The organism is Flavisphingomonas formosensis (assembly GCF_009755815.1).
Taxonomy (GTDB): Bacteria; Pseudomonadota; Alphaproteobacteria; order Sphingomonadales; family Sphingomonadaceae; genus Flavisphingomonas; species Flavisphingomonas formosensis.
Genome location: NZ_WRPK01000005.1, coordinates 391,673 through 413,442, shown reverse-complemented (window position 1 = coordinate 413,442; position 21,770 = coordinate 391,673). Strand labels below are relative to the sequence as shown.

The window sequence follows — 21,770 nt, the reverse complement described above, 5'->3', positions numbered from 1 at the left end:
ACCACCCTTTCGCCGTTCGTGCTGAGCCTGTCGAAGCACTCCCTTCTTCTTCCGTTCGTTGCCAGAATGAGGAGGAAAGGGCTTCGACAAGCTCAGCCCGAACGGGGAATAAACGCACCATATCCACATTACTCCACCCAACCCAAAGGGACATTCCATGCGCAGAGCCGCCATCGTCGCTCCCATCCGCACCGCCGTCGGCAAGTTCGGCGGCTCGCTCGCCTCGATCACCGCCGGTGATCTCGGTGCCGTGATCCTGAAGGCGCTGGTCGAGCGCACGAAGATCGACCCGGAGCGGATCGACGATGTCGTCTTCAGCCAGGGCTATGGCAATGGCGAGGCACCCTGCATCGGCCGCTGGTCGGCGCTGGCGGCGGGCTTTCCGGAGTCCATTCCGGGCGTTCAGCTCGATCGGCGCTGCGGCTCGGGCCTCCAGGCGGTGATCGATGCCGCGATGCGCATCCAGACCGGCGCGGCCGACATCGTCGTCGCCGGCGGCGTGGAGAGCATGAGCAACGTCGAATATTATTCCATCGATCATCGCCATGGCGCCCGTTCCGGATCGACGACGCTGCACGATCGGCTGACCCGCGGCCGCGTCATGTCCCAGCCGATCGCGCGCTACGGCATCATCACCGGCATGATCGAGACGGCGAACAACCTCGCCAAGGATTATGACATCAGCCGCGAGGCCTGCGACGAATATGCCGCGATGAGCCATCAGCGCGCCGCCAAGGCCTGGGCCGAGGGCAAGTTCGACGACGAGCTGGTTCCCGTGCCGGTGCCGCAACGCAAGGGCGATCCCGTGCTGTTCGCCAAGGACGAGGGCATCCGTGCCGATGCGACGCCGGAATCGCTCGCCCTGCTGAAGCCGATCGAGAAGGGCGGCGTGGTCACCGCCGGCAATGCCAGCCAGCAGAACGACGCCGCGGCCGCCTGCCTGGTCGTCGCCGAGGACAAGCTGGCAGAGCTCGGCCTGGAGCCGATGGGTTATCTGCACAGCTGGGCCGCGGCGGGCTGCGATCCCTCGCGCATGGGCATCGGCCCGGTGCCGGCGGTGGCGAAGCTGTTCGCGCGCACCGGCCTCGGCTGGAACGACATCGATCTCGTCGAGCTCAACGAGGCCTTCGCGCCGCAGGTGCTCGCCTGCCTCAAGGGCTGGGGCTGGGACGATCGCGATCGGCTGAACGTCAACGGCTCCGGCATTTCGCTCGGCCACCCGATCGGCGCGACCGGCGGACGCATCCTCGCCAACCTGATGCGCGAGCTGCAGCGCCGCGACGGCCGCTACGGCCTCGAGACGATGTGCATCGGCGGCGGTCAGGGCCTCGCCGCGGTGTTCGAGCGGGCGTGAGATCGCATAGCTCACAACTGAGCCAAACCCATCCGCTCATCCTGAGTAGGGGCTGAGCCTGGGAGGGCACCCACGAAAATGGCATTTTCGTGGGAACCCGAAGAAGACCCGTATCGAAGGACAAACGCTTCGGCCGATCCTTCGATACGCCATTTCGACAAGCTCAATGGCTACTCAGGATGAGCGGGTCTGATTGACTTCCGATGGCTTAGAGCCGTCACCCCTCACCCCCTCTTTCGTCAACGCAATCAGACTCACCCCCGCCAGTGCCAGCAACCCGCCGAACGCCATCACCGGCGTGATAGGCGTGTGGAAATAGAGCGAAGCGAACAGCGTCGCCATCACCGGCGAGGCGAGCATCAGCGGCATCACCGTCGAGATCGGATGGCGCTGCAGCAGCCAGGCGAGCGCCCCCTGCCCGATCACCGTCGAGCCCAGCACCGAGAAGGCGAACCAGCCGATCGCCTCCCCGCTCGCCTGCGGCAGTTTGGCGAGCGTCCCGGGCTCGAAGATGAGCGCGAAGGGCGCCAGCACCGCCGCACCCATCAGCCCGTTCCAGGCCTGGATCGTCATCACCGGGATCCCGCCCAGCCGCCGCTGGATCAGGGTCGCCCCGCCCCAGGTGAAAGCCGCGGCCGCCATGATCAGCACCGCCGGTATCTCGCCGAGAATATGTGGATCGAACACCAATATGGCGACGCCGGCAAAGGCCAGCACGATGCCGACGATCTTGCGCGACGAAAGCCGCTCGCCGAAGATCAGCGCGCCGAGCAGGAGCGAAAAAGGCACGCTGAGCTGCCCTGCGATCGCGAGGGTGCCGACATTGGTCGCCATGAACAGCGCCAGATTCATCAGCAGCAGGAACAGGCCGCCATTGAGGAAGCCGTAGAGCGCCAGGGCCCGGTTGCGCCCCGGCACGAGCCGGAAGGCCGGTGCACAGAAGAGGAAGACCGCACCCATGCGGAGCGCGACGGAGAGCAGCGGCGATGTCGCCGTCACCACCACCTTCATCGCGACGACGTTGAGCGCGAACATGATATCGACGAGAATCGCGACGGACAGGCCGACGGGCCCGAAATGCGCGCTGTCGGCCTTGTGGTCGACCGTAGCCATGATTTTCCTCTTCCTGGTGGCTGCCAGGCCCGCGCTGCCCGCACCCGTTTCAATATGCGACGGGATAAGCCATCGCTAATTCGTGCACACTGGTATAGAATTATGCGAACAATGAAAGAAGGAGTTTGCGTGTGCCCCTGTATCGTGACGCCGTGACGTTCGCTCTCGCAGCTGCCGCCATCGGCGCGCTCGCTTCGTCCGCCCACGCCCAGGCGGCGGATCCTGCCAAGGGCAAGACCCTCTTCATGCGCTGCGCCATCTGCCATGCGGTGGAGCCCGGCAAGAACAGGCTCGGCCCGTCGCTTTCCGGAATGTTCGGACGCAGGGCGGGCACGGTGCCCGGCTTCGCCTATTCGCCCGCGATGAAGGCATCGAAGATCGTGTGGGACGACAAGACGGTGGATGCCTTCATAGCCAAGCCGATGACGGCCGTGCCGGGCACGCGCATGGCCTTTCCGGGCATCGCCAACCCGGCCGATCGGGCGAACCTGATCGCCTATCTGCGCACCACAACCAAGGCGAAGTGAGAGGAAAAGTATCCCCTAGTGCAAAAATGCTTGTGGCTCGTCTCGGGCAACGCTATCTGCCATGTCACAGGAAGCAATAGAATATGGGGCAGGAGCCGAATGCGCTTTCCGGACATCATATCGAAAGCCGAGACGGCAGCGTGCGCGGCGAACGCGGGAGCGGGCGCATGAGCGGCCGCGCGCTCGACGGCGTCAAGGTGCTCGATCTCTCGCGCGTGCTCGCGGGGCCGTGGTCCACGCAGATCCTTGCCGATTTCGGCGCGGACGTGATCAAGATCGAGCTGCCCGGCAATGGCGACGACACCCGCGCCTGGGGCCCGCCCTACCTCACCGGCGCCGATGGCGAGCCGGAGATCGGCGAGAGCGCCTATTATCTGTCGTGCAACCGCAACAAGCGGTCGGCGGCGATCAACCTCGCCGATCCCGCGGGGGCGGAGCTGATCCGCAAGCTTGCCGCGCAGGCCGACATCGTCGTCGAGAATTTCAAGGTCGGCGGCCTCAGGAAATACGGCCTCGATTACGAGTCGCTGAGCGCGATCAACCCGCGCCTGGTCTATTGCTCGATCACCGGCTTCGGCCAGACCGGCCCCTATAAGGACCGCGGCGGCTATGATTTCGTCGCCCAGGGCATGGGCGGCTTCATGAGCATCACCGGCGAGGAGGATGGCGGGCCGCTGCGTGCCGGGGTCGCCATGTGCGACCTTTCGACCGGCATGTATGCGACGGTCAGCATCCTCGCGGCCCTGCGTCACGCCGAGCGCACCGGAGAAGGGCAGCGGATCGACGTGTCGCTGCTCGACACCCAGATCGCGATGCTCGCCAACCAGTCGATGAACTGGCTGGTGGGCGGCATCGTGCCGGGCCGGCTCGGCAACCGGCATCCCACCGTCGTTCCCTACAAGACATTCGAGGTGGCGGACGGCGTGATGATCATCGCCGTCGGCAATGACCGCCAGTTCCGCGCGCTCTGCGCCGAGATGGGGGTGCCTGAGCTCGGCACCGACCCGCGATTCGCCACCAGCCGCCAGCGGCTGATCAACCGCGACGCGATCGAGGCGATCGTCCAGGATCTGGTGCGCGGCTTTCCGCGCGACGAGCTCATGACGCGGTTCGTTGCCTGCGGCGTGCCGGCGGGGCCGGTGAACACGATCAAGGATGTGTTCGAGGATCCCTTCGTCGAGGCGCGGGGCACCGTGCACCGCTTCGTGCGCGAGGATGGGGTGGAGATCCCGACCGTCGCCTATCCGGGCAAGCTGTCCGCGACTCCGGCCGATTATCGATACAGCCCGCCGCGCGTCGGCGAACATACCCGCGACATCCTGCGCGACTGGCTTGCGGCCGACGACGAGACGCTCGACGCGCTCGACGCCCGGGGTGCGATCGCCCAGCGCCCATCCGGAGCGCGCAAATCCGAGGAAGGACAATAATGAAGCTCGACAGCACCGTATCCGCGATCGTCACCGGCGGAGCCTCCGGCCTGGGCGCGGCCACCGCGCGCGCGCTGGCGGCCAAGGGCGTGAAGGTCGCCCTGTTCGACTTCAACGAGGAGACCGGCACGAAGACGGCCGAGGAGATTGGCGGCCTGTTCTGCAAGGTCGACGTCACGTCGGAAGAGTCGGTGGATGAGGGCTTCGCGAAGGCGCGCGCGGCGCATGGGCAGGAGCGGATCATCGTCAACTGCGCCGGCACCGGCAATGCGATCAAGACCGCCAGCCGCGACAAGGCGACCGGCGAGACCAAGGCCTTTCCGACCGACCAGTTCGACCGGATCATCCAGATCAACCTGGTGGGGACCTTCCGCTGCTGCGCCAAGTCCGCCAAGGGCATGCTCGACCTCGAGCCGCTGGAGGATGGCGCGCGCGGCGTGATCATCAACACCGGCAGCGTCGCGGCCGAAGACGGTCAGATCGGCCAGGCTGCCTATGCGGCATCCAAGGGCGGCATCGTCAGCCTCACCTTGCCCCTGGCGCGGGACCTGATGAACGACGGGATCCGCGTCAACACCATCCTGCCCGGCATCTTCGACACGCCGCTGATGGCCCGCGCCTCCGAGCAGGTGCGCGCCTCGCTCAGCGCCGGCGTGCCCTTCCCGAAGCGCTTTGGCCGGCCGGAGGAATATGCGGCGATGGCGCTGGCGATGATCGAGAACGACTATTGGAACGGAGAGGATGTGCGCCTGGACGGCGGCATCCGGATGGGGCCGCGCTGAGCGCGAGCGGAGAAAGGCAAGGGCATGACCACGGAGACGCAGCCGGACGAGCCGGACTATGTGACCTATATGGTCGAGGATGCGGTGGCATGGATCATGCTCAATCGCCCGCAATATTCCAACGCGCAGAATTACCGGCTGCTCAATCAGCTCGACGCCGCGTTCAAGCGCGCGGTGGAGGATGACGAGGTCAAGGTCATCGTGCTCGGCGGCGAGGGCAAGCATTTCTCGGCCGGCCACGACATCGGCACGCCCGAGAAGGATTCCAACCTGCCGCGCAGCCGCACCCTGCTGTGGTGGGATCACCTCAACAAGGGCGGCGCAGAGCGGCAATATGTGCTGGAGCAGGACGCCTATCTCGGCCTCTGCCGGCGCTGGCAGGACATCCCCAAGCCGATGATCGCGATGGTGCAGGGCGCCTGCATCGCGGGCGGACTGATGCTCGCCTGGGTGTGCGACCTGATCGTGGCATCCGAGGACGCCTTCTTCCAGGATCCGGTGGTGCGCATGGCGCAGCCCGGCGTCGAATATTTCGCCCATGCCTTCGAGCTGCCGCCGCGCGTGGCGCGCGAGCTGCTGCTGCTCGGCGAGCGGATGCCGGCGCAGCGCGCCTATCAGTTCGGCATGGTCAATCGCATCTACCCGCGCGAGACGCTGCGCGAGGAGGTGGCGAAGATGGCCGCCGAGCTGGCGACGCGCGACCGCTTCGGCATGGCGCTGACCAAGCAGGCAGTGAACCATGTCGAGGAGCTGCGCGGCAAGCGCACCGCGATGGATGCCGTGTTCCACATGCACCACCTCGCCCATGCGCATAACCAGCTGATGACCGGCCATCTCGTCGGCGGCCTCGATGCCAAGGCGATGGCGAGCGCGAACAAGAAGCAGGCAGGCGAAGGATGACGAACGCAGTGCTGGCCGAAATGCCTGAAGCGCCCATCCTGCCGGATCTTCTCTCGCTGCTGGCCGGCGCGGCCGATGCGGCGCAGGCCTTCGTCGCCGCCGCGCAGCCGCAGGTGAAGGCGCGGATCGCGGGCGCGAACGGCCGTGTCGACAGGCGCCGCGCCGACGAGGAGCAGCATGTCGTCCACGGCTTCGGCTGGTTCGCCTCCTATGCCGAGCTGATGCGCGAAGTGGCGCATTGGGCGGCGGCGCTCGATGCGAAGGGGGAGTTTGGCGAGATCGAGGCGCTGCTCGCGCAAGTGCTCTTTGCCGAATATGGCGCGCAGCTGCGCGGCGGCATCCCGATGAACCAGGGCGAGGTGATCCGCCCGGGCGACCTCGCCGACGACGTCTCGGCGCTCGATGCGCCCGCGCTCGGCACGCTGATCCGCCAGGGCGGCACGCAGGCGGTGAAGACCGCCGTCGCCCGCCATCTCGCCGATGCGCGCGGCCGCGCGACGCTGGAGAATGCCGGGCTCGACGAGATGTTCGACATGATCCGCGACCAGTTCTTCGCTTTCTCGCAGGAGAAGGTCGCGCCCCATGCCCATGACTGGCATCTCAAGGACGAGCTGATCCCGCTGCCGCTGGTCGAGGAGCTCGGTGCGATGGGTGTGTTCGGCATGACCATCCCCGAGCCATTCGGCGGCCTCGGCATGGGCAAGACGGCGATGTGCGTCGTGTCCGAGGAGCTGTCGCGCGGCTGGATCGGGGTCGGATCGCTGGCCACCCGGTCGGAGATTGCCGCCGAGCTGATCCTGACCGGCGGCACGCCCGAGCAGAAGGCGCACTGGCTGCCGCAGATCGCGAGCGCGGCGATCCTGCCGACCGCCGTGTTCACCGAGCCCGATACCGGCTCCGACCTCGGCGCGCTGCGCACCCGCGCGACGCTCAGCGGCGACGAATATCGCGTCAGCGGCAACAAGACCTGGATCACCCACGCGGCGCGCGCCGACGTGATGACGCTGCTGGTCCGCACCGATCCCGCCACGAAGGACTATAGCGGCCTCTCGATGTTGCTCGCGCCCAAAGAGCGCGGCACCGTCGCCGATCCGTTCCCCACCCCGGGCATGAGCGGCGGCGAGATCGAGGTGATCGGCTATCGCGGCATGAAGGAATATGAGATCGGCTTCGACGATTTCCGCGTGCCCGCCGCCAACCTGCTCGGCGGCGTCGAGGGCCAGGGCTTCAAGCAGCTCATGGCGACCTTCGAGAGCGCGCGCATCCAGACGGCGGCGCGCGCGATCGGCGTCGCCCAGGCCGCGCTCGACGTCGGCCTCGGCTATGCGCTGGACCGCAAGCAGTTCGGCCGCCCGATCTTCGAATTCCCCCGCGTCGCCAACAAGCTGGCGATGATGGCCGCGGAGATCATGGGCGCCCGCCAGCTCACCTATTTCGCCGCGCGCCAGAAGGACGAGGGCAAGCGCTGCGATCTCGAGGCCGGCATGGCCAAGCTGATCGGCGCCCGCGTCGCCTGGGCCGCGGCCGACAATGCGCTCCAGATCCATGGCGGCAACGGCTTCGCCACCGAGTATCAGGCGAGCCGCCTGCTCGCCGACGCGCGCATCCTCAACATCTTCGAAGGCGCCGGCGAGATCCAGGCCCAGGTGATCGCACGGCGTTTGCTGGACGGGGGGAACTGATCGCAGAGCGATATCGGTCGGCCGTCGACAGATGGTTCAATCGTCCGGCCAATCGTCCTCGCCCCAATCCCGCGACGTATGGATGACCCTCAGGATCGACCCCGCCGCGTCGTCATCGGTCAGCGCATATGCGATGACATAGGGCAAGCCACGCACCGATTTTTCGTAGGTGCCGGCAACCCGCCCAGGATGTCCCGTAGCGAAAGTGCCGAGGCTTTCGCCGACGTGATTCACTATCGCCACGATCCGGCGGGCGGCCTGGGGATCTTCGGCGGCAATATATTCAACTTGGGTGCGGATATCGTGCCTGGCCGCGTTCGACCACTCGACGCGTCTCACCCCCGGCGGGCCTTGGTTCGCTCCACCTCATCGATCATGGCGTCGAGCTCGGCAATCACCTGATCGTGCGGCGTCACCCGGCCCGCCGCCACATCCGCCAGCCCCTGCTGTATCCCTTCGATGATCGCGAGCTCGCGGTCGACATAGGCCGCCAAGGCTTCAGCCGCCAGGAAGGATCGGCTGCGTCTCGTGCCTTGCGCAAGACGGCCGAGCTTATCGTGAACCTCCACCGGGAGACGGATCGTCATCGTCGTGCTGCTCATGGCAATAACCTCTGCGATCATATGTGTACAATCTAACACATGTCGCAGACAATGCCAGCCTCAGAGCCGTTCGACGATCGTCACGTTTGCCATGCCCCCCGCCTCGCACATCGTCTGCAGGCCGTAGCGGCCGCCGCGATCGTGGAGGGCGCTGACCAGCGTCGTCATCAGCTTGGAGCCCGACCCGCCGAGCGGATGGCCGAGCGCGATGGCGCCGCCATTGACGTTGAGCTTCGCCGGATCCGCGCCGAGCGCCTTGAGCCAGGCGAGCGGCACCGACGCGAAGGCTTCGTTGACTTCGAACAGGTCGATGTCGTCGATGCCGAGGCCGGTCTTCGCGAGCGCCCGTTCGGTCGCCGGGATCGGCGCCTCGAGCATGATCACCGGATCATGGCCGATCACGGTCATGTGGTGGACCCGCGCCAGTGGGGTAAGGCCCAGCGCCTTGAGGCCGGTCTCGTTGACGACGAGCAGCGCGGCGGCACCGTCGCAAATCTGGCTGGCGTTGCCCGCGCTGATCACACCGCCCTCGCGCAGCAATTTGAGGCTGGCTATCTTTTCGAGGCTGGCATCGAAACGGATGCCCTCGTCCACCGTGTGGACCACCGTCTCGCCCTCGGGCGTCACCACCTCGATCGGCACGATCTCGCCCGCGAACTTGCCGGCCTCCGTGGCCGCCGCCGCGCGCCTGTGGCTTTCCAGCGCAAAGCGATCGAGGTCCTCGCGGGTGAAGCCATATTTGGTCGCCATCATCTCGGCGCCGCCGAACTGGCTGAACGGCGTATCCGGATAGCGGGCCTCGATGCCCGGGCTGCGATAGGTGCCGAAGCCGTGCTGGGCCGGCAGCGTCCAGGGCAGGCCCATCGGCACGCGCGTCATGCTTTCGACGCCGGCGGCGACGATCACGTCCATCGCGCCGGACATCACCGTCGCCGCGGCGAAATGCAGCGCCTGCTGCGAGGAGCCGCATTGCCGGTCGACATGCGTCGCGGGCACCGACTCCGGCAGCCCCGACGCAAGCACGGCGTTGCGCGCGATGTTCGCGCCCTGCTCGCCGCCCGGACAGGCGCAGCCCATGATCACATCCTCGATCGCTGCGGGATCGATGCCGCTGCGCTCGACAAGGCCCGCCAGCACCTTGCCGGCCAGGTCCGCAGGATGGACCCCCGCCAGCCGTCCGCCGCGCTTGCCGCCGGCGCTGCGCGCAACCGCCGCAATATATGCTTCCGCCATGATTTCCTCTCGCTCAATAGGGATGAATAATGCCGCGGTGCCGGCTCAGCCGACCGGCCCGCGCGTCTCCGGAAGCGGCGCGGCGCGCCCTTCGATCTGGGCGATCGCCGCGGCGGGCAGGTCCACCGGCGCCTCGAGCAGGGCCGTCAGCGCCTGGGCGAAATGCTCCAACCCATGCTCGCTGCCCCACATCGGATGATCGCGGCTCTCGTCCGCCAGTGCGCGCTCGCGCGCGGAAAGCACCGCGCCGAGACAGGCGCCCATGAATATGAATCGCTGATTCTGCAGGCCGGGCGACAGCTGCGGCATCAGCCTGCGCAGATGATCGAGACAGCGGCCATAGGCACGATTCCAGCGCGGATCGATCGCATCGAGCATGAGATCGCGATGCGACATGCTGAACAAGGTGACGAAACGAATATAATAGCGGTCGCCCAGCGCCGTGACCGGCAGGATCAGCACGTCGACGATCTCGCGCACCGAGCGCGGCCCGCCTTCTGCTTCCAGCCGGTCGAGCGCGGCATTGCGGAGCTGCTCGAGTTCCACCGCGCCATCCATGATGATCACACGGACGAGCGCTTCCTTCGATCCGAAATAATAGCCGACGGCTCCGTGATTCTTCTGGCCCGCCGCTGCCGCAATCTCGCGCACGGTGACACCGTCGACGCCCCGTTCGGCGAACAGGCGCAATGCTACCCGCTTGATATGCTCGGCGGCTGCGCTGCGGCTCTGTTCATCGCTCCTGGCGATCTGAAGTCTAACCATGAGTGCAAAATCTCATTGCAATCCCTATCAGTCAAGCGCATTATCCAATTGACCTAATCGGCGACATAAGCGCCGGAAATGCGAGGATGTCTGAGTGGATTCGGCGATTAACATCGAGTCGCTTGCTGCCTGGATGACATCGCAGCAGCTGGGCACCGGAGCGATCGAGAACATCGTCCCGCTGGCTGGCGGCACGCAGAACATCCTGCTGCGCTTCACCCGCGACGGACGCGATTATGTGCTGCGCCGTCCACCGCAGCATCCGCGCCCCAACTCGAACGAGACCATGCGCCGCGAGGCTCGCGTGCTGCGCGCGCTCGCCGGCAGCAACGTGCCGCATCCCGGATTGATCGCAGCCTGCGGCGAGGAGGCCGTGCTGGGCGCCGCCTTCTATCTGATGGAGCCCGTCGAAGGGTTCAATCCGGTTGGCACCTTGCCCGAACCGCATGCGAGCTCCGCGGAGATCCAGTATGCGATGGGCCTCGCTCTCGTCGACGGCGTCGCCGCGCTGGGTGCGCTGGATTATCGCGCGGTCGGACTCACCGATTTCGGCAAGCCGGAGAATTTCCTGGGCCGGCAGGTCGCCCGCTGGCGCAGCCAGCTCGCCGGCTATGGCGAATTCGCGGAATGGCCCGGTCCGGACAGCCTGCCCGCGGTCGGGCGCGTCGGCAAATGGCTGGAGCGGCACCGCCCCGAAACCTTCATGCCCGGCATCATGCATGGCGATTATCATCTCGCCAACGTGATGTTTCGTCCCGATGGGCCGGAACTGGCCGCGATCATCGACTGGGAACTGGCCACGATCGGCGACCCGCTGCTCGATCTCGGCTGGCTGCTGGCGACCTGGCCGGAAGGCGATAGCGAGAGCACCGTTTCCGTCACGCCTTGGATCGGCTTTCCGGAAGCCGCGGAGCTGATCTCCCGCTACGCGGCCGCATCGGAGCGCGATCTCTCGGCAGTCGACTGGTATCATGTCCTCGCCTGCTACAAGCTCGGCATCCTCCTCGAAGGAACCTATGCCCGCGCCTGCGCGGGCAAGGCACCGAAGGATGTCGGTGACCGGCTCCACGGCCGCGCCATCGCGCTGCTCGAACGAGCAGACAGGCTGACGCGATGAACGCTCTCTCAACCGTCACACCCTCAAGGACCTGCCCCACCCCATGAACGACCTCGATTTCTCCGGAAAGACCGTGCTGGTGGTCGGCGGCTCCAGCGGCATCGGCAACGGCATCGCGCGCGGCTTCCTGGCTCGGGGCGCCCAGGTCCATGTCTGGGGCACGCGCGCGAGCGCAGCGGATTATGAGGGAGAGGAAGGATCGGACCTTTCCGGCCTCGGCTACACCCAGGTCGACGTGAGCGATCCCGACGCGATTGCCGCAGCCCCGCCACCGTTCGAGACGATCGACGTTCTCGTCCATTCGCAGGGCGCCGTCTTCTATGGCCGGCGCGAGTTCCAGCGCGAGGGCTGGAGCAAGGTGATGGCCATCAATCTCGACAGCATCATGCTGATCTCGACCGCGCTGCACGACCGGCTGGCGGCGGCCAAGGGATCGATCATCGTGGTGAGCTCGATCGGCGCCTTCCGGGCCACCATGGGCAATCCCGCCTATGCGGCATCCAAGGCCGGCGCGGTCAATCTGGTGCACGCGCTCGCCCAGGCCTGGGCGCGCGACGGCATCCGCGTCAACGGCATCGCGCCGAGCCTCGTAGACACCAAGATGACCAAGGTGACGATGGACCATAAGGAACGCCGCGAGCGTGCGCTGGCGAAGATCCCGCTCGGCCGCTTCGCCACGGTCGAAGAGATGGCGGGGGTCGCGCTGTTCCTTGCCTCCCCCCTTGCCAGTTACATTTGCGGTCAAACCATCGTCGTCGATGGCGGCCTCACTCTCTGACGCGCTGAAAGGTTGGACGATGGACTTCGAATATTCGGACAAGGTGAAGGCGCTTCGCGCGCAGATCACGGATTTCATGGATGCCCATGTCTATCCGATCGAGAAGGAGCGCGATCATTTCCACGATGACCCCGCCAATCTCTGGAAGCGGTGGCCGGGCATCGAGGACATCAAGGCCAAGGCCAAGGCGGCGGGCCTCTGGAACCTGTTCCTGCCGCATGAATATGGCGAATGGAGCCCCGGCCTCACCAATCTCGAATATGCGCCCCTCGCCGAGCTGATGGGCCGCGTGATCGGCGCTTCCGAATATTTCAACTGCTCGGCGCCCGACACCGGCAATATGGAAGTGCTCGCCCGCTATGGAACGCCCGAGCAGCAGGAGAAATGGCTGAAGCCGTTGCTCGCCGGCGAGATCCGTTCCTCCTATGTGATGACCGAGCCGGAGGTCGCTTCCTCCGACGCGACCAATGTCGCCACCCGGATCGAGGCGGACGGCGATGACTATGTCATCAACGGCCGCAAATGGTGGATCTCGGGCGCCTTCGATCCGAACACCAAGATCTTCATCCTGCTCGGCCGCAGCTCGACCGAGGGGCCGCGCCACAAGCAGCATTCGCAGATACTCATCCCGCGCGACACGCCGGGCATCGAGATCGTCCGCCCGCTCGACGTGCTCCACTCGGTCCACTCGCCCTTCGGCCATGCCGAGATCACGTTCACCGACGTGCGGGTGCCGAAGGAAAATCTGATCCTCGGCGAGGGCCGCGGCTTCGAGATCGCCCAGGGCCGCCTCGGGCCGGGCCGCATCCATCACTGCATGCGCCTGATCGGCCAGGCGCAGCGTTCGCTGGAATATATGGCTCGCCGCGTCGAGAACCGCGTCGCTTTCGGCCGCAAGCTGGCGGACCAGGGCAGCATCCGCCAGGATATCGCGCTCTCGTTCTGCGAGATCGAGCAAGCGCGCCTGCTGACCCTGAAGGCGGCGGATGCGATGGATCGTTATGGCAACAAGGTCGCCAAGGACCTGATCGCCGCTATCAAGATCGTCGCTCCGCGCATGACCCAGACCGTCGCGGACCGCGCGATGCAGGTGTTCGGCGGCATCGGCATGAGCAGCGACTTCCCGCCTGCCTCTGCCTTCATGAACGCGCGCTACCTGCGTTTCGCCGATGGCCCCGACGAAGTGCATCTGGCCCAGCTCGGCAAGCAGAAGATCGCCGAGCTGAACGCGCTGCCGGTGCGCTGAGACGATTGGGAGGGCATCGCGATGGCCAGCCGGATTGAGACCCAGACCGCGTCGCGGAGCGAGACGCCGCGCCTCGGCCAGGCCTGGTGGATGGTCGCGGTGCTGTTCGCGCTGTACGTTTTCTCCTGGGTGGATCGGCTCACCATCTCGATGCTGGTGACCCCGATCAAGCAGCATCTGCTGCTGAGCGACGTGCAGGTGAGCATGATCACCTCCACTTCGTTCGCGATCTTCTACGCGATCTTCGGTCTGCCCCTCGGCTGGGCGGCGGACCGGTTCTCGCGTCGCTGGATCATCTTCGGCGGCGTGACCTTGTGGGCGATCGCGACCACCGCCTGCGGCTATGCCCAGACGTTCGAACAGTTGCTGATCGCGCGGATCTTCGTCGGCGTCGGCGAGGCGGCGCTGCTGCCGGCCGCCTATTCGCTGATCGCGGACGGCTTTCCGCGGCACCTCCTGACCCGCGCCACCTCCACTTTCCAGATGGCGGGCAAGGTGGGCTCGGCCACCGCATTCGGCCTCGGCGGCGCGGCGGTCGCTTTCGCGACGGCGCATGAGGGCGTGCACATTCCCTTCCACGGCCCGGCCCATCCCTGGCAGCTGGTGATGATGATGATCGGCGTGCCAGGCATCCTGATCGCGGCGCTGCTGTTCACTTTCCCCGATCCGGGTCGCAAGCGCGTGCGCGAGACCATGGACAAGGAGGCGCAGCGTGCGGAGACGCGGGCCTTCGTGCGCACCAACTGGCGGCTGCTGGCTCTGATGCTGGCGGGCACCTCCTGTCTCGCAATCTGCGGCTATTCGATGACCAATTGGGTGCCGACCTATATCGAGCGGCATTTCGGCTGGGAGCCGAAGCAATATGGCCTCGCGCTCAGCCTGATGAACATCGTCTCGGCGCTGTCGCTGGTGGTGAACGGATGGATCGTCGACCGGCTCTTCGCGCGGGGCATGAAGGATGCGCATCTGCGCTTCTACAGCTGGCTGATCCTCGCCTTCCTGCCGGTGATCGCCTACATGTTCTTCGCGACGAACGCCTATGTCTTCCTCGCCTGCTATTGTGTCGCCCAGTTCATCACCGTGCCCTTCATGGTCTATGTGTCGTCGGTGATGGCGCTGATCGCGCCCGGCGCGGCGCGCGCGCAGATGCTGGCCTTCTTCCTGTTCGTCTTCACCATTCTCGGCCTCGGCGCCGGCCCCGCGATCGTGGCCGGCCTCACCGAATATGTGTTCGGCAACGAAGCGATGCTCGGCTATTCGCTGGGCATCGTGGTCTTCGCCGGTGCCGTGCTGGCGCTCGTCTCCTTCCGGGTCGCGCTCCGCTATCTTTCCTCGACCATCATCGCGCAGACGTCGGTCCATGGTTGACCCTCGCGCGCCCTCGCCCATCCCAAAGGAGCACCCATGTCTTTAGCCATGGCCGGCGTCGATCCGGCGCGTCGCGACGCATTCGCGCTTGCCGACGAACGCGTCACCTACACGTGGCGCGCGCTCGATCCGATCCTCAATCGCGCGGCCAACGCGCTCAGCGGGCTGGATTTCGCGGACGACAAGAGGGTCGCGGTGTTCGCGCCGAACAGCGTCGAAACCGTCATCGCCTATGTCGCCTGCCTGGAGGCCGGCATTTCCAGCGTTCCGGTGAGTTTCCATCTCACCCCGTCGGAAGCCGCCTATATCCTGAAGGATTCGGGCGCCGTGGCCGTGCTCGTCGGCCCCGAGACGGCGGAAGCCGGCATCGCCGCGGCGGCGGAAGCAGGCGTGGCAACGGTGATCGGCTGGCGCTGCGCGCCGCGCGCGGGCCTGATCCATTGGGAAGAATGGATCGCCGAGGCGTCGGATGCCGAGCCCGATCACGAGGTGCCGCCGCTGCCGCATCTCCATTATACCTCGGGCACCACGGGCCGCCCCAAGGCCACCGACACCCCGCCGCAATATTTCCCACGCGTCGCCACGGTGCGCGAACTGGCCGAAACCCTGCGCCCGCGCGTCACGCCCTCCCCCGGCATCGCGGTCGGCCCGCTCTACCACACTGGCCCGCTCGGCATGGCACGCAACCTGTTCGCCGGCATGAGCCTCGTCACCGTCGAGCATTTCGATCCCGAGAAGGTGCTAGCGCTGATCGAGAAATATCGCATTGCCGGATCGGTGATGGTGCCGACCCATTTCCAGCGCCTGCTCGCGCTGCCGCCCGAGACCCGCGCCAAATATGATGTTTCCAGCGTGCAGCGCCTCGCCCACACCGGCGCGGCCTGCCCGCGCGACGTTAAGAGGGCGATGATCGACTGGTTCGGCCCCGTGCTGGTGGAAGCCTATGGCGGCACCGAAGCGGGATCGACCACCTTCATCAGCTCCGCCGAATGGCTGGAGCGGCCCGGCTCGGTCGGCAAGGCCCTACCGCCGTTCGAAACGGTCATCTATGGCGAGGACGGCCAGGTGCTCGGCCCGAACGAGGTCGGCCAGGTCTATTTCCGCGACACCAGCGGCCATGGCATCGTCTATCGCGGCGATCCGGAAAAGACCGCCGCCGCGCACATCGCCCCCGGCGTCTTCACCCTGGGCGAGATGGGTTATGTCGACGAGGCCGGTTATCTGTTCATCACCGATCGCGTCTCCGACATGATCGTGAGCGGGGGCGTGAACATCTATCCGGCCGAATCCGAGCATGTCCTGCTGCGCCACCCGAAGGTGGCCGACGTGGCGGTGGTCGCTGCGCCGAACGAGGAGATGGGCGAAGAAGCCCGCGCGCTGGTCATTCCGCGCGACCCGTCCGATCCGCCGACGGCCGACGAGCTGAACGCCTTCTGCCGCGCGTCGCTCGCCGGCTACAAATGCCCGCGCGGCTATGAGATGGTCGACGATATCGGCCGCACGGCGATGGGCAAGGTGAACAAGCGGGCGCTGCGCCAGCGCTACTGGCCGTCCGATCGGACGATCGGAGGCTGATTGTGCGCGCGCCGATCGCCTTCGCCGCCCTGCTGCTGCTCGCCGGCCGCTCGGCACCCGATGCCGCCATCCAGGAGGGGCGGGACTGGCCGCATTATGGCGGCTCGACCGAAAACCATTACAGCCCGCTCACCGAGATCAACGATCGCACCGTGAGCGGGCTCGGCCTCGCCTGGTTCAAGGATATCAACGACGGGGGCAGTGCGCTCTCCGCGCCGGTGGCGGTCGACGGCGTGCTCTATTATGCCTCGGGTTCGAGCTTCGTGCGCGCGGTGGAGGCCGCGACCGGACGGGAGCTGTGGACGTTCGACGCGCAAGCGTGGAAGACTGCGGGCCGCAAGCTGCGCGCGGCCTGGGGCATTCGCGGCCTCGCCTATGACAATGGCAAGATCTTCGTCGGCACGATCGACGGGAAATTGACCGCGCTCGACGCGAAGACCGGCAAGCCGGCGTGGAGCGTGATGACGGTCGGCGCGGATGACGAGCGCTACATCTCCGGCGCGCCCTGGGTGTTCAAGGGCAAGGTGATCATCGGCCATGGCGGCGCCGATTTCGCCCCGATCCGCGGCTATGTGACCGCCTATGACCAGGCGACCGGAAGGCAGCTCTGGCGCTTCTACACCGTGCCGGGCGATCCGGCGAAAGGCTTCGAGAACAAGGCCATGGCAATGGCCGCGAAGAGCTGGACGGGCGAATGGTGGAAATATGGCGGCGGCGGCACCGTCTGGAACGCCATGGCCTATGATCCCAAATATAATCGCATCTACATCGGCATCGGCAACGGCTCGCCCTGGAACCGCAAGATCCGCAGCCCAGGCGGCGGCGACAATCTGTTCCTCTGCTCGATCGTCGCGCTGGACGCCGATACCGGCGAATATGTCTGGCATTACCAGACCAATCCGGGCGAAAGCTGGGACTATAATTCGGCGATGGACATCGAACTGGCCGATCTGAAGATCGACGGCCATGTTCGCGAAGTGATCATGCATGCGCCGAAGAACGGCTTCTTCTACGTCCTCGATCGCAAGACGGGCAAGCTGATCTCGGCACAGAATATCGTGCCGGTGAACTGGGCGAAACGGATCGACGTCGCGACCGGGCGCCCGGTGGAGAATCCCGAAGCGCGCTATCCCGGCGGCAAGCCGGCGATCGTCTATCCCTCCCCCTTCGGCGCGCACAATATCGAGGCGATGTCGTTCAACCCGGCGACCGGCCTCGTCTATATCCCGACGATGGACCAGGGCCGCGTCTATGTGGATCCCGAGGGCGGCCTCAAGGACTGGAAGCATCTCGACGGACAGCGGCTGAGCGTCGGCACGGGCGCGCCGCCGCCCGGCGTGGTGCCGGATCGGCCGGCCACCAGCTTCCTGCTCGCCTGGAACCCGGCCACGCAGAAAGAGGCCTGGCGGGTGCCGATGCCCGGCATCCGCGGCGGCGGCGGCACTGCGACCACCGCGGGCAATCTCCTGTTCCAGGGCAATGCCGGCGGCCGCTTCGTCGCTTATGCCGCGACCAGCGGTAAGCCGCTCTGGTCCTTCGACGCGCAGACCGCGGTGATGGCGCAGCCGATCGTCTATCGCGCGAACGGCCGCGAATATGTCTCGGTGATCGCCGGCGCCCGTTTCGCAAGCGCCACCGGCCTGCCGCGCGAATGGAACTACCGCACGCAGCAGTGGCGGCTCCTCACCTTTGCGCTCGGCGGCAAGGCCAAGCTGCCGCCGGCGAATGACGAGCAGCCGCCCGTGCTGGACGATCCGGCGTTCACCGTGGATCCCGCCAAGGCGAAAGCGGGCGCGCTGATCTTCGGCCAGCGCTGCTCCATCTGCCACGGCGCCGGCGCCGTATCGGGCGGCGCGGCCCCCGATCTTCTCCAGTCGCCCATCCCGATGGACCATGACAGCTTCACCGCCGTGCTGCGCGACGGGATGCTGATGGAACGCGGCATGCCCCGCTTCGAGGAGCTCGACGATCAGCATATCGGCGCGCTCCAGCATTATCTCCGTCAACGCGCCCGCGAGGTCCTGGCCGCGCAAGCCGCCGGCAGGCCGGGCGCATCAACACATAGAGGGCTGAATGAAGGTCAATGACGTCACCACCTACGAGGTGGAAGGCCGGATCGCGGTCATCACGGTCAATTCGCCGCCGGTGAATGCGCTCTCCAATGCGGTGCGGCAGGGGATTGCGGGCGGCGTGGAGAAGGCGATCGCCGACGATGCCGTCGGCGCGCTCGTGCTGATCTGCGAGGGCCGGACCTTCTTCGCCGGCGCCGACATCACCGAGTTCGGCAAGCCGCAGGTCGAGCCGTCGCTGCGCGAGCTGCAGAAGATCGTGGAGAATGCGCCCAAGCCAGTGATCGCCGCGATCCACGGCACCGCCCTCGGCGGCGGGCTGGAGCTCGCCCTCGTCGCGCATTACCGCATCGCCGTGCCGTCCGCGAAATGCGGCCTGCCCGAGGTCAAGCTCGGCCTGCTGCCGGGAGCCGGCGGCACGCAGCGCCTGCCCCGCATCGTCGGCATCCCCAAGGCGCTGGAAATGGTGACGAGCGGCGATCCGGTGTCCGCGAAATCCGCCCTGGAAATGGGCCTGCTCGACGAGCTCGCCGGCGAAGGGCAACTCCGCGCCGACGCGATCGCCTTCGCAAACCGCGTGCTCGACGAGGGCCGTTCGCTGGTCAAGGTGCGCGATAAGACCGACAAGCTCGACGAGGCTCGCGCCAGGCCGGAAATATTCGCCGAGTTCCGCAAGGCGAACGCCAAGAAGTTCCGCGGTTTCCTGGCGCCCGAATATAATATCCGCTGCGTCGAGGCGACGCTGGTCGACCAGCCGTTCGAGGATGCGCTCGCCTATGAACGCTCGCTGTTCGACGTGCTGATGCAGGACAGCCAGTCCGCCGCACAGCGCCACGTCTTCTTCGCCGAGCGCCAGGCCGCCAAGATCGACGGCATCCCGGCGGACACGCCCACCCTGCCGATCGCGAAAGTCGGCGTGATCGGCGCCGGCACGATGGGCGGCGGCATCGCGATGAACTTCCTCAACGTCGGCATCCCGGTCACCATCGTCGAGACCAGCCAGGCGGCGCTCGATCGCGGGCTCGGCATCATCCGCCGCAACTATGAGACGACGGCGAAGAAGGGCAAGCTGAGCGCCGGGGATCTCAAGAAGCGCATGAGCCTGCTCACCGGCTCGCTCGCGCTGGAAGACCTCGCCGACGCGGACCTGATCATCGAGGCGGTGTTCGAGCAGATCGACGTCAAGAAGGACGTGTTCGCACGGCTCGATGCGGTCGCCAAGCCGGGGGCGATCCTCGCCACCAACACCAGCTATCTCGACATCGACGCCATCGCGGCGGCGACCGGGCGGCCCGAGAGCGTCATCGGCCTGCACTTCTTCTCGCCGGCCAATGTGATGAAGCTGCTCGAGGTGGTGCGCACCAAGGACAGCGCGCCAGCGAACATCGTCACCGCGATGAAGCTCGCCAAGACGATCGGCAAGATCGGCGTGCTCGTCGGCAACGGCTTCGGCTTCGTCGGCAATCGCATATTGGCGGCGCGCAACACCCAGGCGGACCGGCTGGTGCTGGAGGGCGCGAGCCCCGAGGCGGTCGACGCGGCGCTCTACGATTTCGGCTTTCCGATGGGGCATTTCCAGATGCGCGATCTGGTCGGCCTCGACGTCGGCTGGAACCGCGAGACGACCCGTTCCGCCAATGTGCGCGAGATCCTCAACGAGATGGGGCGCCACGGCCAGAAGAGCGGCGGCGGCTATTATGACTATGACGAGAACCGCAACCGCGTCCCCTCGCCCGTCGCCCTCCAGGTGATCGAGGACTTCGCGAAGAAGGAGGGCATCGCCCGCCGCGAGGTGCCGGCCGACGAGATACTCGACCGCATCCTCTTCGCGATGGTCAACGAGGGCGCCCGCATCCTCGACGAGGGTATCGCTTCAAGGCCGTCCGACATCGATATCGTGTGGATCACCGGCTATGGCTGGCCGCGCTATCGCGGCGGCCCGATGTTCTGGGGCGACCTCCAGGGCGTGCCGGTGGTGCTCGAAAAGCTGAAGGCGCTGCAGGCGGCCCATGGCGACGGCTTCGCGCCCTCGCCGCTGATCGAGCGGCTGGCGGCGGAAGGCAAGGGGTTCAAGGACCTATGATGAAGCCCAACCGGATCGCCATCACCGGTGTCGGCGAAACGCCCTTCCTGCGCAAGGGCGACCAGACCGTGATGCAGATGCTCACCCGGGCGAGCCTGGCGGCGATTGCCGACGCCGGGCTCACGCCCGCCGACATCGACGGCTATATCGCCAACAAATATGTCGGCCACGGCTCGGACGAGATCGCCCATGCCATCGGCGGCGGCGAGAAACGCTTCTGCGCGGCGGTGGATTCCGCGGGCGGCACCGCCACCTGCGGACAGGCGATCGAGCTGGCCCAGCTCGCGATCGAGGCCGGCCTCGCGCGGCACGTGCTGGTCTCCTACGCCATCTGGTCGAACAAGCCGGGCGGCGTCTATGCGGTCCATGCGCGCGAGCCGCAGAAGGCGGGGATCGAGATGCCCGCCGGCTTCTTCGGCCAGCCCACCTATTTCGCGAGCATGGCCAATCGCTATGCCCATGAGTTCGGCATGACCGAGGAGGAGCAGGCCTCCGTTCCGATGACCTACCGCGCCTGGGCGGAGATCACCCCCAGCGCCCAGCGGCGCGATCCGATGGATCTGGAGGCCTATCGCAAGAGCCCGATGATCTCCACGCCGCTGCGCGTCGCGGATTGCTGCCTCACCACCGACGGCGGCTGCGCCTATATCGTGAGCGCGGTCGAGGAAGCGCGCGACATGCCGCACCCGGTGATCGCGGTGCAGGGCGTCGGCCTCGGCTACAACAATTATCCGCAGGGCGTGCTGTTCACCCAGAAGCCCAGCACCTTCGAGTTTCCCGGCCGCGAATCCGCCGCCCGCGCCTATGCGATGGCGGGCTGCGATCCGAAGGACCTCGATCTCGCGCAGATCTACGACGGCTTCACCATCTCCGCGCTGGTGCAGACCGAGATGCTGGGCCTGTGCGAGCGGGGCGAGGGTCCGCGCTTCTACGCCGCCGGCCATGCCCGGCCGGGCGGGCGGATGCCGGTCAACACCAGCGGCGGCCACATGTCCGGCGGCTATGTGCCGGGCATCAACCTGATGATCGAGGGCGTGCGGCAGCTGCGCGGGCGGGAGGGCGCGCGGCAGGTGCCGAATGCGCGGCTCTGCGCCGTCGCCGGCCTCGGCGGCAATTCGCACTCCACCACCATCCTCGCGCGGAGCTGAG

19 protein-coding genes are annotated in these 21,770 nt (G+C 66.6%); 14 read left to right on the top strand and 5 right to left on the bottom strand.

The genetic code is table 11. The features are described 5' to 3' along the window. The first annotated feature begins 157 nt into the window (after nt 1–157). On the top strand, nt 158–1,354 hold the full coding sequence (locus GQY20_RS16425) for an acetyl-CoA C-acetyltransferase (protein WP_157218180.1): 1,197 nt from the start codon (nt 158–160) through the stop codon (nt 1,352–1,354). Between the two features lie 174 nt (nt 1,355–1,528). On the opposite strand, the gene GQY20_RS16420 is transcribed toward GQY20_RS16425, so the two are convergent. Beyond that, nucleotides 1,529–2,467, bottom strand: coding sequence for a DMT family transporter (locus GQY20_RS16420; RefSeq protein WP_157218179.1), 939 nt, complete (start codon nt 2,465–2,467; stop codon nt 1,529–1,531). Between the two features lie 131 nt (nt 2,468–2,598). Between GQY20_RS16420 and GQY20_RS16415 the strand changes: the two genes are divergently transcribed. From GQY20_RS16415 to GQY20_RS16395, 5 genes are all read left to right on the top strand, one after another. Next, nucleotides 2,599–2,994 carry a c-type cytochrome gene (locus GQY20_RS16415; RefSeq protein WP_232476089.1) on the top strand — a complete coding sequence of 132 codons (396 nt, stop codon included), beginning with the start codon at nt 2,599–2,601 and terminating at the stop codon, nt 2,992–2,994. 167 nt (nt 2,995–3,161) lie between these two features. Further along, nucleotides 3,162–4,421, top strand: a complete 1,260-nt coding sequence (locus tag GQY20_RS16410) for a CaiB/BaiF CoA transferase family protein (protein WP_157218177.1) — start codon at nt 3,162–3,164, stop codon at nt 4,419–4,421. Continuing rightward, complete coding sequence (locus GQY20_RS16405) at nt 4,421–5,203, top strand: SDR family NAD(P)-dependent oxidoreductase (RefSeq protein WP_157218176.1); 783 nt, start codon at nt 4,421–4,423, stop codon at nt 5,201–5,203. Before GQY20_RS16410 ends, GQY20_RS16405 begins: the two co-directional genes overlap by 1 nt. 24 nt (nt 5,204–5,227) lie before the next feature. Beyond that, complete coding sequence (locus tag GQY20_RS16400; protein ID WP_157218175.1) at nt 5,228–6,103, top strand: enoyl-CoA hydratase; 876 nt, start codon at nt 5,228–5,230, stop codon at nt 6,101–6,103. Next, complete coding sequence (locus tag GQY20_RS16395; RefSeq protein ID WP_157218174.1) at nt 6,100–7,785, top strand: acyl-CoA dehydrogenase family protein; 1,686 nt, start codon at nt 6,100–6,102, stop codon at nt 7,783–7,785. Before GQY20_RS16400 ends, GQY20_RS16395 begins: the two co-directional genes overlap by 4 nt. A 36-nt stretch (nt 7,786–7,821) precedes the next feature. Here GQY20_RS16395 and GQY20_RS16390 read toward each other — a convergent pair whose 3' ends face one another. The 4 genes from GQY20_RS16390 to GQY20_RS16375 are packed head-to-tail and all read right to left on the bottom strand — an operon-like array spanning nt 7,822 to nt 10,385. After that, a complete protein-coding gene (locus tag GQY20_RS16390) occupies nt 7,822–8,124 on the bottom strand; it encodes a type II toxin-antitoxin system RelE/ParE family toxin (RefSeq protein WP_157218173.1) in 303 nt (100 codons plus the stop codon). Further along, nucleotides 8,121–8,387, bottom strand: a complete 267-nt coding sequence (locus GQY20_RS16385) for a CopG family ribbon-helix-helix protein (protein WP_157218172.1) — start codon at nt 8,385–8,387, stop codon at nt 8,121–8,123. Before GQY20_RS16385 ends, GQY20_RS16390 begins: the two co-directional genes overlap by 4 nt. Before the next feature lie 60 nt (nt 8,388–8,447). Beyond that, nucleotides 8,448–9,620 (bottom strand): acetyl-CoA C-acetyltransferase, encoded by a 1,173-nt coding sequence (locus tag GQY20_RS16380; RefSeq protein ID WP_157218171.1) that lies wholly within the window; start codon nt 9,618–9,620, stop codon nt 8,448–8,450. A 45-nt stretch (nt 9,621–9,665) separates the two neighbouring features. After that, a complete protein-coding gene (locus GQY20_RS16375; protein WP_157218170.1) occupies nt 9,666–10,385 on the bottom strand; it encodes a TetR/AcrR family transcriptional regulator in 720 nt (239 codons plus the stop codon). Nucleotides 10,386–10,479: 94 nt separating this feature from the next. Between GQY20_RS16375 and GQY20_RS16370 the strand changes: the two genes are divergently transcribed. Genes GQY20_RS16370 through GQY20_RS16335 form a run of 8 tightly spaced genes read left to right on the top strand, consistent with a single transcriptional unit; the run spans nt 10,480 to nt 21,769 of the window. Next, the gene (locus GQY20_RS16370) at nt 10,480–11,502 is read left to right on the top strand and encodes a phosphotransferase family protein (RefSeq protein ID WP_157218169.1); all 1,023 of its coding nucleotides are present in this window, start codon (nt 10,480–10,482) and stop codon (nt 11,500–11,502) included. Nucleotides 11,503–11,545: 43 nt separating this feature from the next. After that, nucleotides 11,546–12,280 (top strand): SDR family NAD(P)-dependent oxidoreductase, encoded by a 735-nt coding sequence (locus GQY20_RS16365; RefSeq protein WP_157218168.1) that lies wholly within the window; start codon nt 11,546–11,548, stop codon nt 12,278–12,280. Between the two features lie 19 nt (nt 12,281–12,299). Beyond that, nucleotides 12,300–13,526, top strand: a complete 1,227-nt coding sequence (locus GQY20_RS16360; protein ID WP_157218167.1) for an acyl-CoA dehydrogenase family protein — start codon at nt 12,300–12,302, stop codon at nt 13,524–13,526. 21 nt (nt 13,527–13,547) lie between these two features. After that, nucleotides 13,548–14,894 carry an MFS transporter gene (locus GQY20_RS16355; RefSeq protein ID WP_157218166.1) on the top strand — a complete coding sequence of 449 codons (1,347 nt, stop codon included), beginning with the start codon at nt 13,548–13,550 and terminating at the stop codon, nt 14,892–14,894. Nucleotides 14,895–14,930: 36 nt separating this feature from the next. Further along, nucleotides 14,931–16,469 carry an AMP-binding protein gene (locus GQY20_RS16350; RefSeq protein ID WP_157218165.1) on the top strand — a complete coding sequence of 513 codons (1,539 nt, stop codon included), beginning with the start codon at nt 14,931–14,933 and terminating at the stop codon, nt 16,467–16,469. Between the two features lie 29 nt (nt 16,470–16,498). Then, nucleotides 16,499–18,556 carry a PQQ-dependent dehydrogenase, methanol/ethanol family gene (locus tag GQY20_RS16345; RefSeq protein ID WP_408641120.1) on the top strand — a complete coding sequence of 686 codons (2,058 nt, stop codon included), beginning with the start codon at nt 16,499–16,501 and terminating at the stop codon, nt 18,554–18,556. After that, on the top strand, nt 18,543–20,621 hold the full coding sequence (locus GQY20_RS16340; protein WP_157218164.1) for a 3-hydroxyacyl-CoA dehydrogenase NAD-binding domain-containing protein: 2,079 nt from the start codon (nt 18,543–18,545) through the stop codon (nt 20,619–20,621). The genes GQY20_RS16345 and GQY20_RS16340 overlap by 14 nt, the downstream gene beginning before the upstream one ends. Continuing rightward, nucleotides 20,621–21,769: a thiolase family protein gene (locus GQY20_RS16335; RefSeq protein ID WP_157218291.1), complete on the top strand. Its 1,149-nt coding sequence runs from the start codon at nt 20,621–20,623 to the stop codon at nt 21,767–21,769. Before GQY20_RS16340 ends, GQY20_RS16335 begins: the two co-directional genes overlap by 1 nt. The last annotated feature ends 1 nt before the right edge of the window (nt 21,770 follow it).

What these genes read in the sequence shown, in the direction of transcription:
- GQY20_RS16425 (WP_157218180.1), top strand. Translation starts at nt 158, where the DNA reads ATGCGCAGAGCCGCCATCGTCGCTCCCATCCGCACCGCCGTCGGCAAG.
- GQY20_RS16420 (WP_157218179.1), bottom strand. Translation starts at nt 2,467, where the DNA reads ATGGCTACGGTCGACCACAAGGCCGACAGCGCGCATTTCGGGCCCGTC.
- GQY20_RS16410 (WP_157218177.1), top strand. Translation starts at nt 3,162, where the DNA reads ATGAGCGGCCGCGCGCTCGACGGCGTCAAGGTGCTCGATCTCTCGCGC.
- GQY20_RS16405 (WP_157218176.1), top strand. Translation starts at nt 4,421, where the DNA reads ATGAAGCTCGACAGCACCGTATCCGCGATCGTCACCGGCGGAGCCTCC.
- GQY20_RS16400 (WP_157218175.1), top strand. Translation starts at nt 5,228, where the DNA reads ATGACCACGGAGACGCAGCCGGACGAGCCGGACTATGTGACCTATATG.
- GQY20_RS16395 (WP_157218174.1), top strand. Translation starts at nt 6,100, where the DNA reads ATGACGAACGCAGTGCTGGCCGAAATGCCTGAAGCGCCCATCCTGCCG.
- GQY20_RS16385 (WP_157218172.1), bottom strand. Translation starts at nt 8,387, where the DNA reads ATGAGCAGCACGACGATGACGATCCGTCTCCCGGTGGAGGTTCACGAT.
- GQY20_RS16380 (WP_157218171.1), bottom strand. Translation starts at nt 9,620, where the DNA reads ATGGCGGAAGCATATATTGCGGCGGTTGCGCGCAGCGCCGGCGGCAAG.
- GQY20_RS16375 (WP_157218170.1), bottom strand. Translation starts at nt 10,385, where the DNA reads ATGGTTAGACTTCAGATCGCCAGGAGCGATGAACAGAGCCGCAGCGCA.
- GQY20_RS16365 (WP_157218168.1), top strand. Translation starts at nt 11,546, where the DNA reads ATGAACGACCTCGATTTCTCCGGAAAGACCGTGCTGGTGGTCGGCGGC.
- GQY20_RS16360 (WP_157218167.1), top strand. Translation starts at nt 12,300, where the DNA reads ATGGACTTCGAATATTCGGACAAGGTGAAGGCGCTTCGCGCGCAGATC.
- GQY20_RS16355 (WP_157218166.1), top strand. Translation starts at nt 13,548, where the DNA reads ATGGCCAGCCGGATTGAGACCCAGACCGCGTCGCGGAGCGAGACGCCG.
- GQY20_RS16350 (WP_157218165.1), top strand. Translation starts at nt 14,931, where the DNA reads ATGTCTTTAGCCATGGCCGGCGTCGATCCGGCGCGTCGCGACGCATTC.
- GQY20_RS16340 (WP_157218164.1), top strand. Translation starts at nt 18,543, where the DNA reads ATGAAGGTCAATGACGTCACCACCTACGAGGTGGAAGGCCGGATCGCG.
- GQY20_RS16335 (WP_157218291.1), top strand. Translation starts at nt 20,621, where the DNA reads ATGAAGCCCAACCGGATCGCCATCACCGGTGTCGGCGAAACGCCCTTC.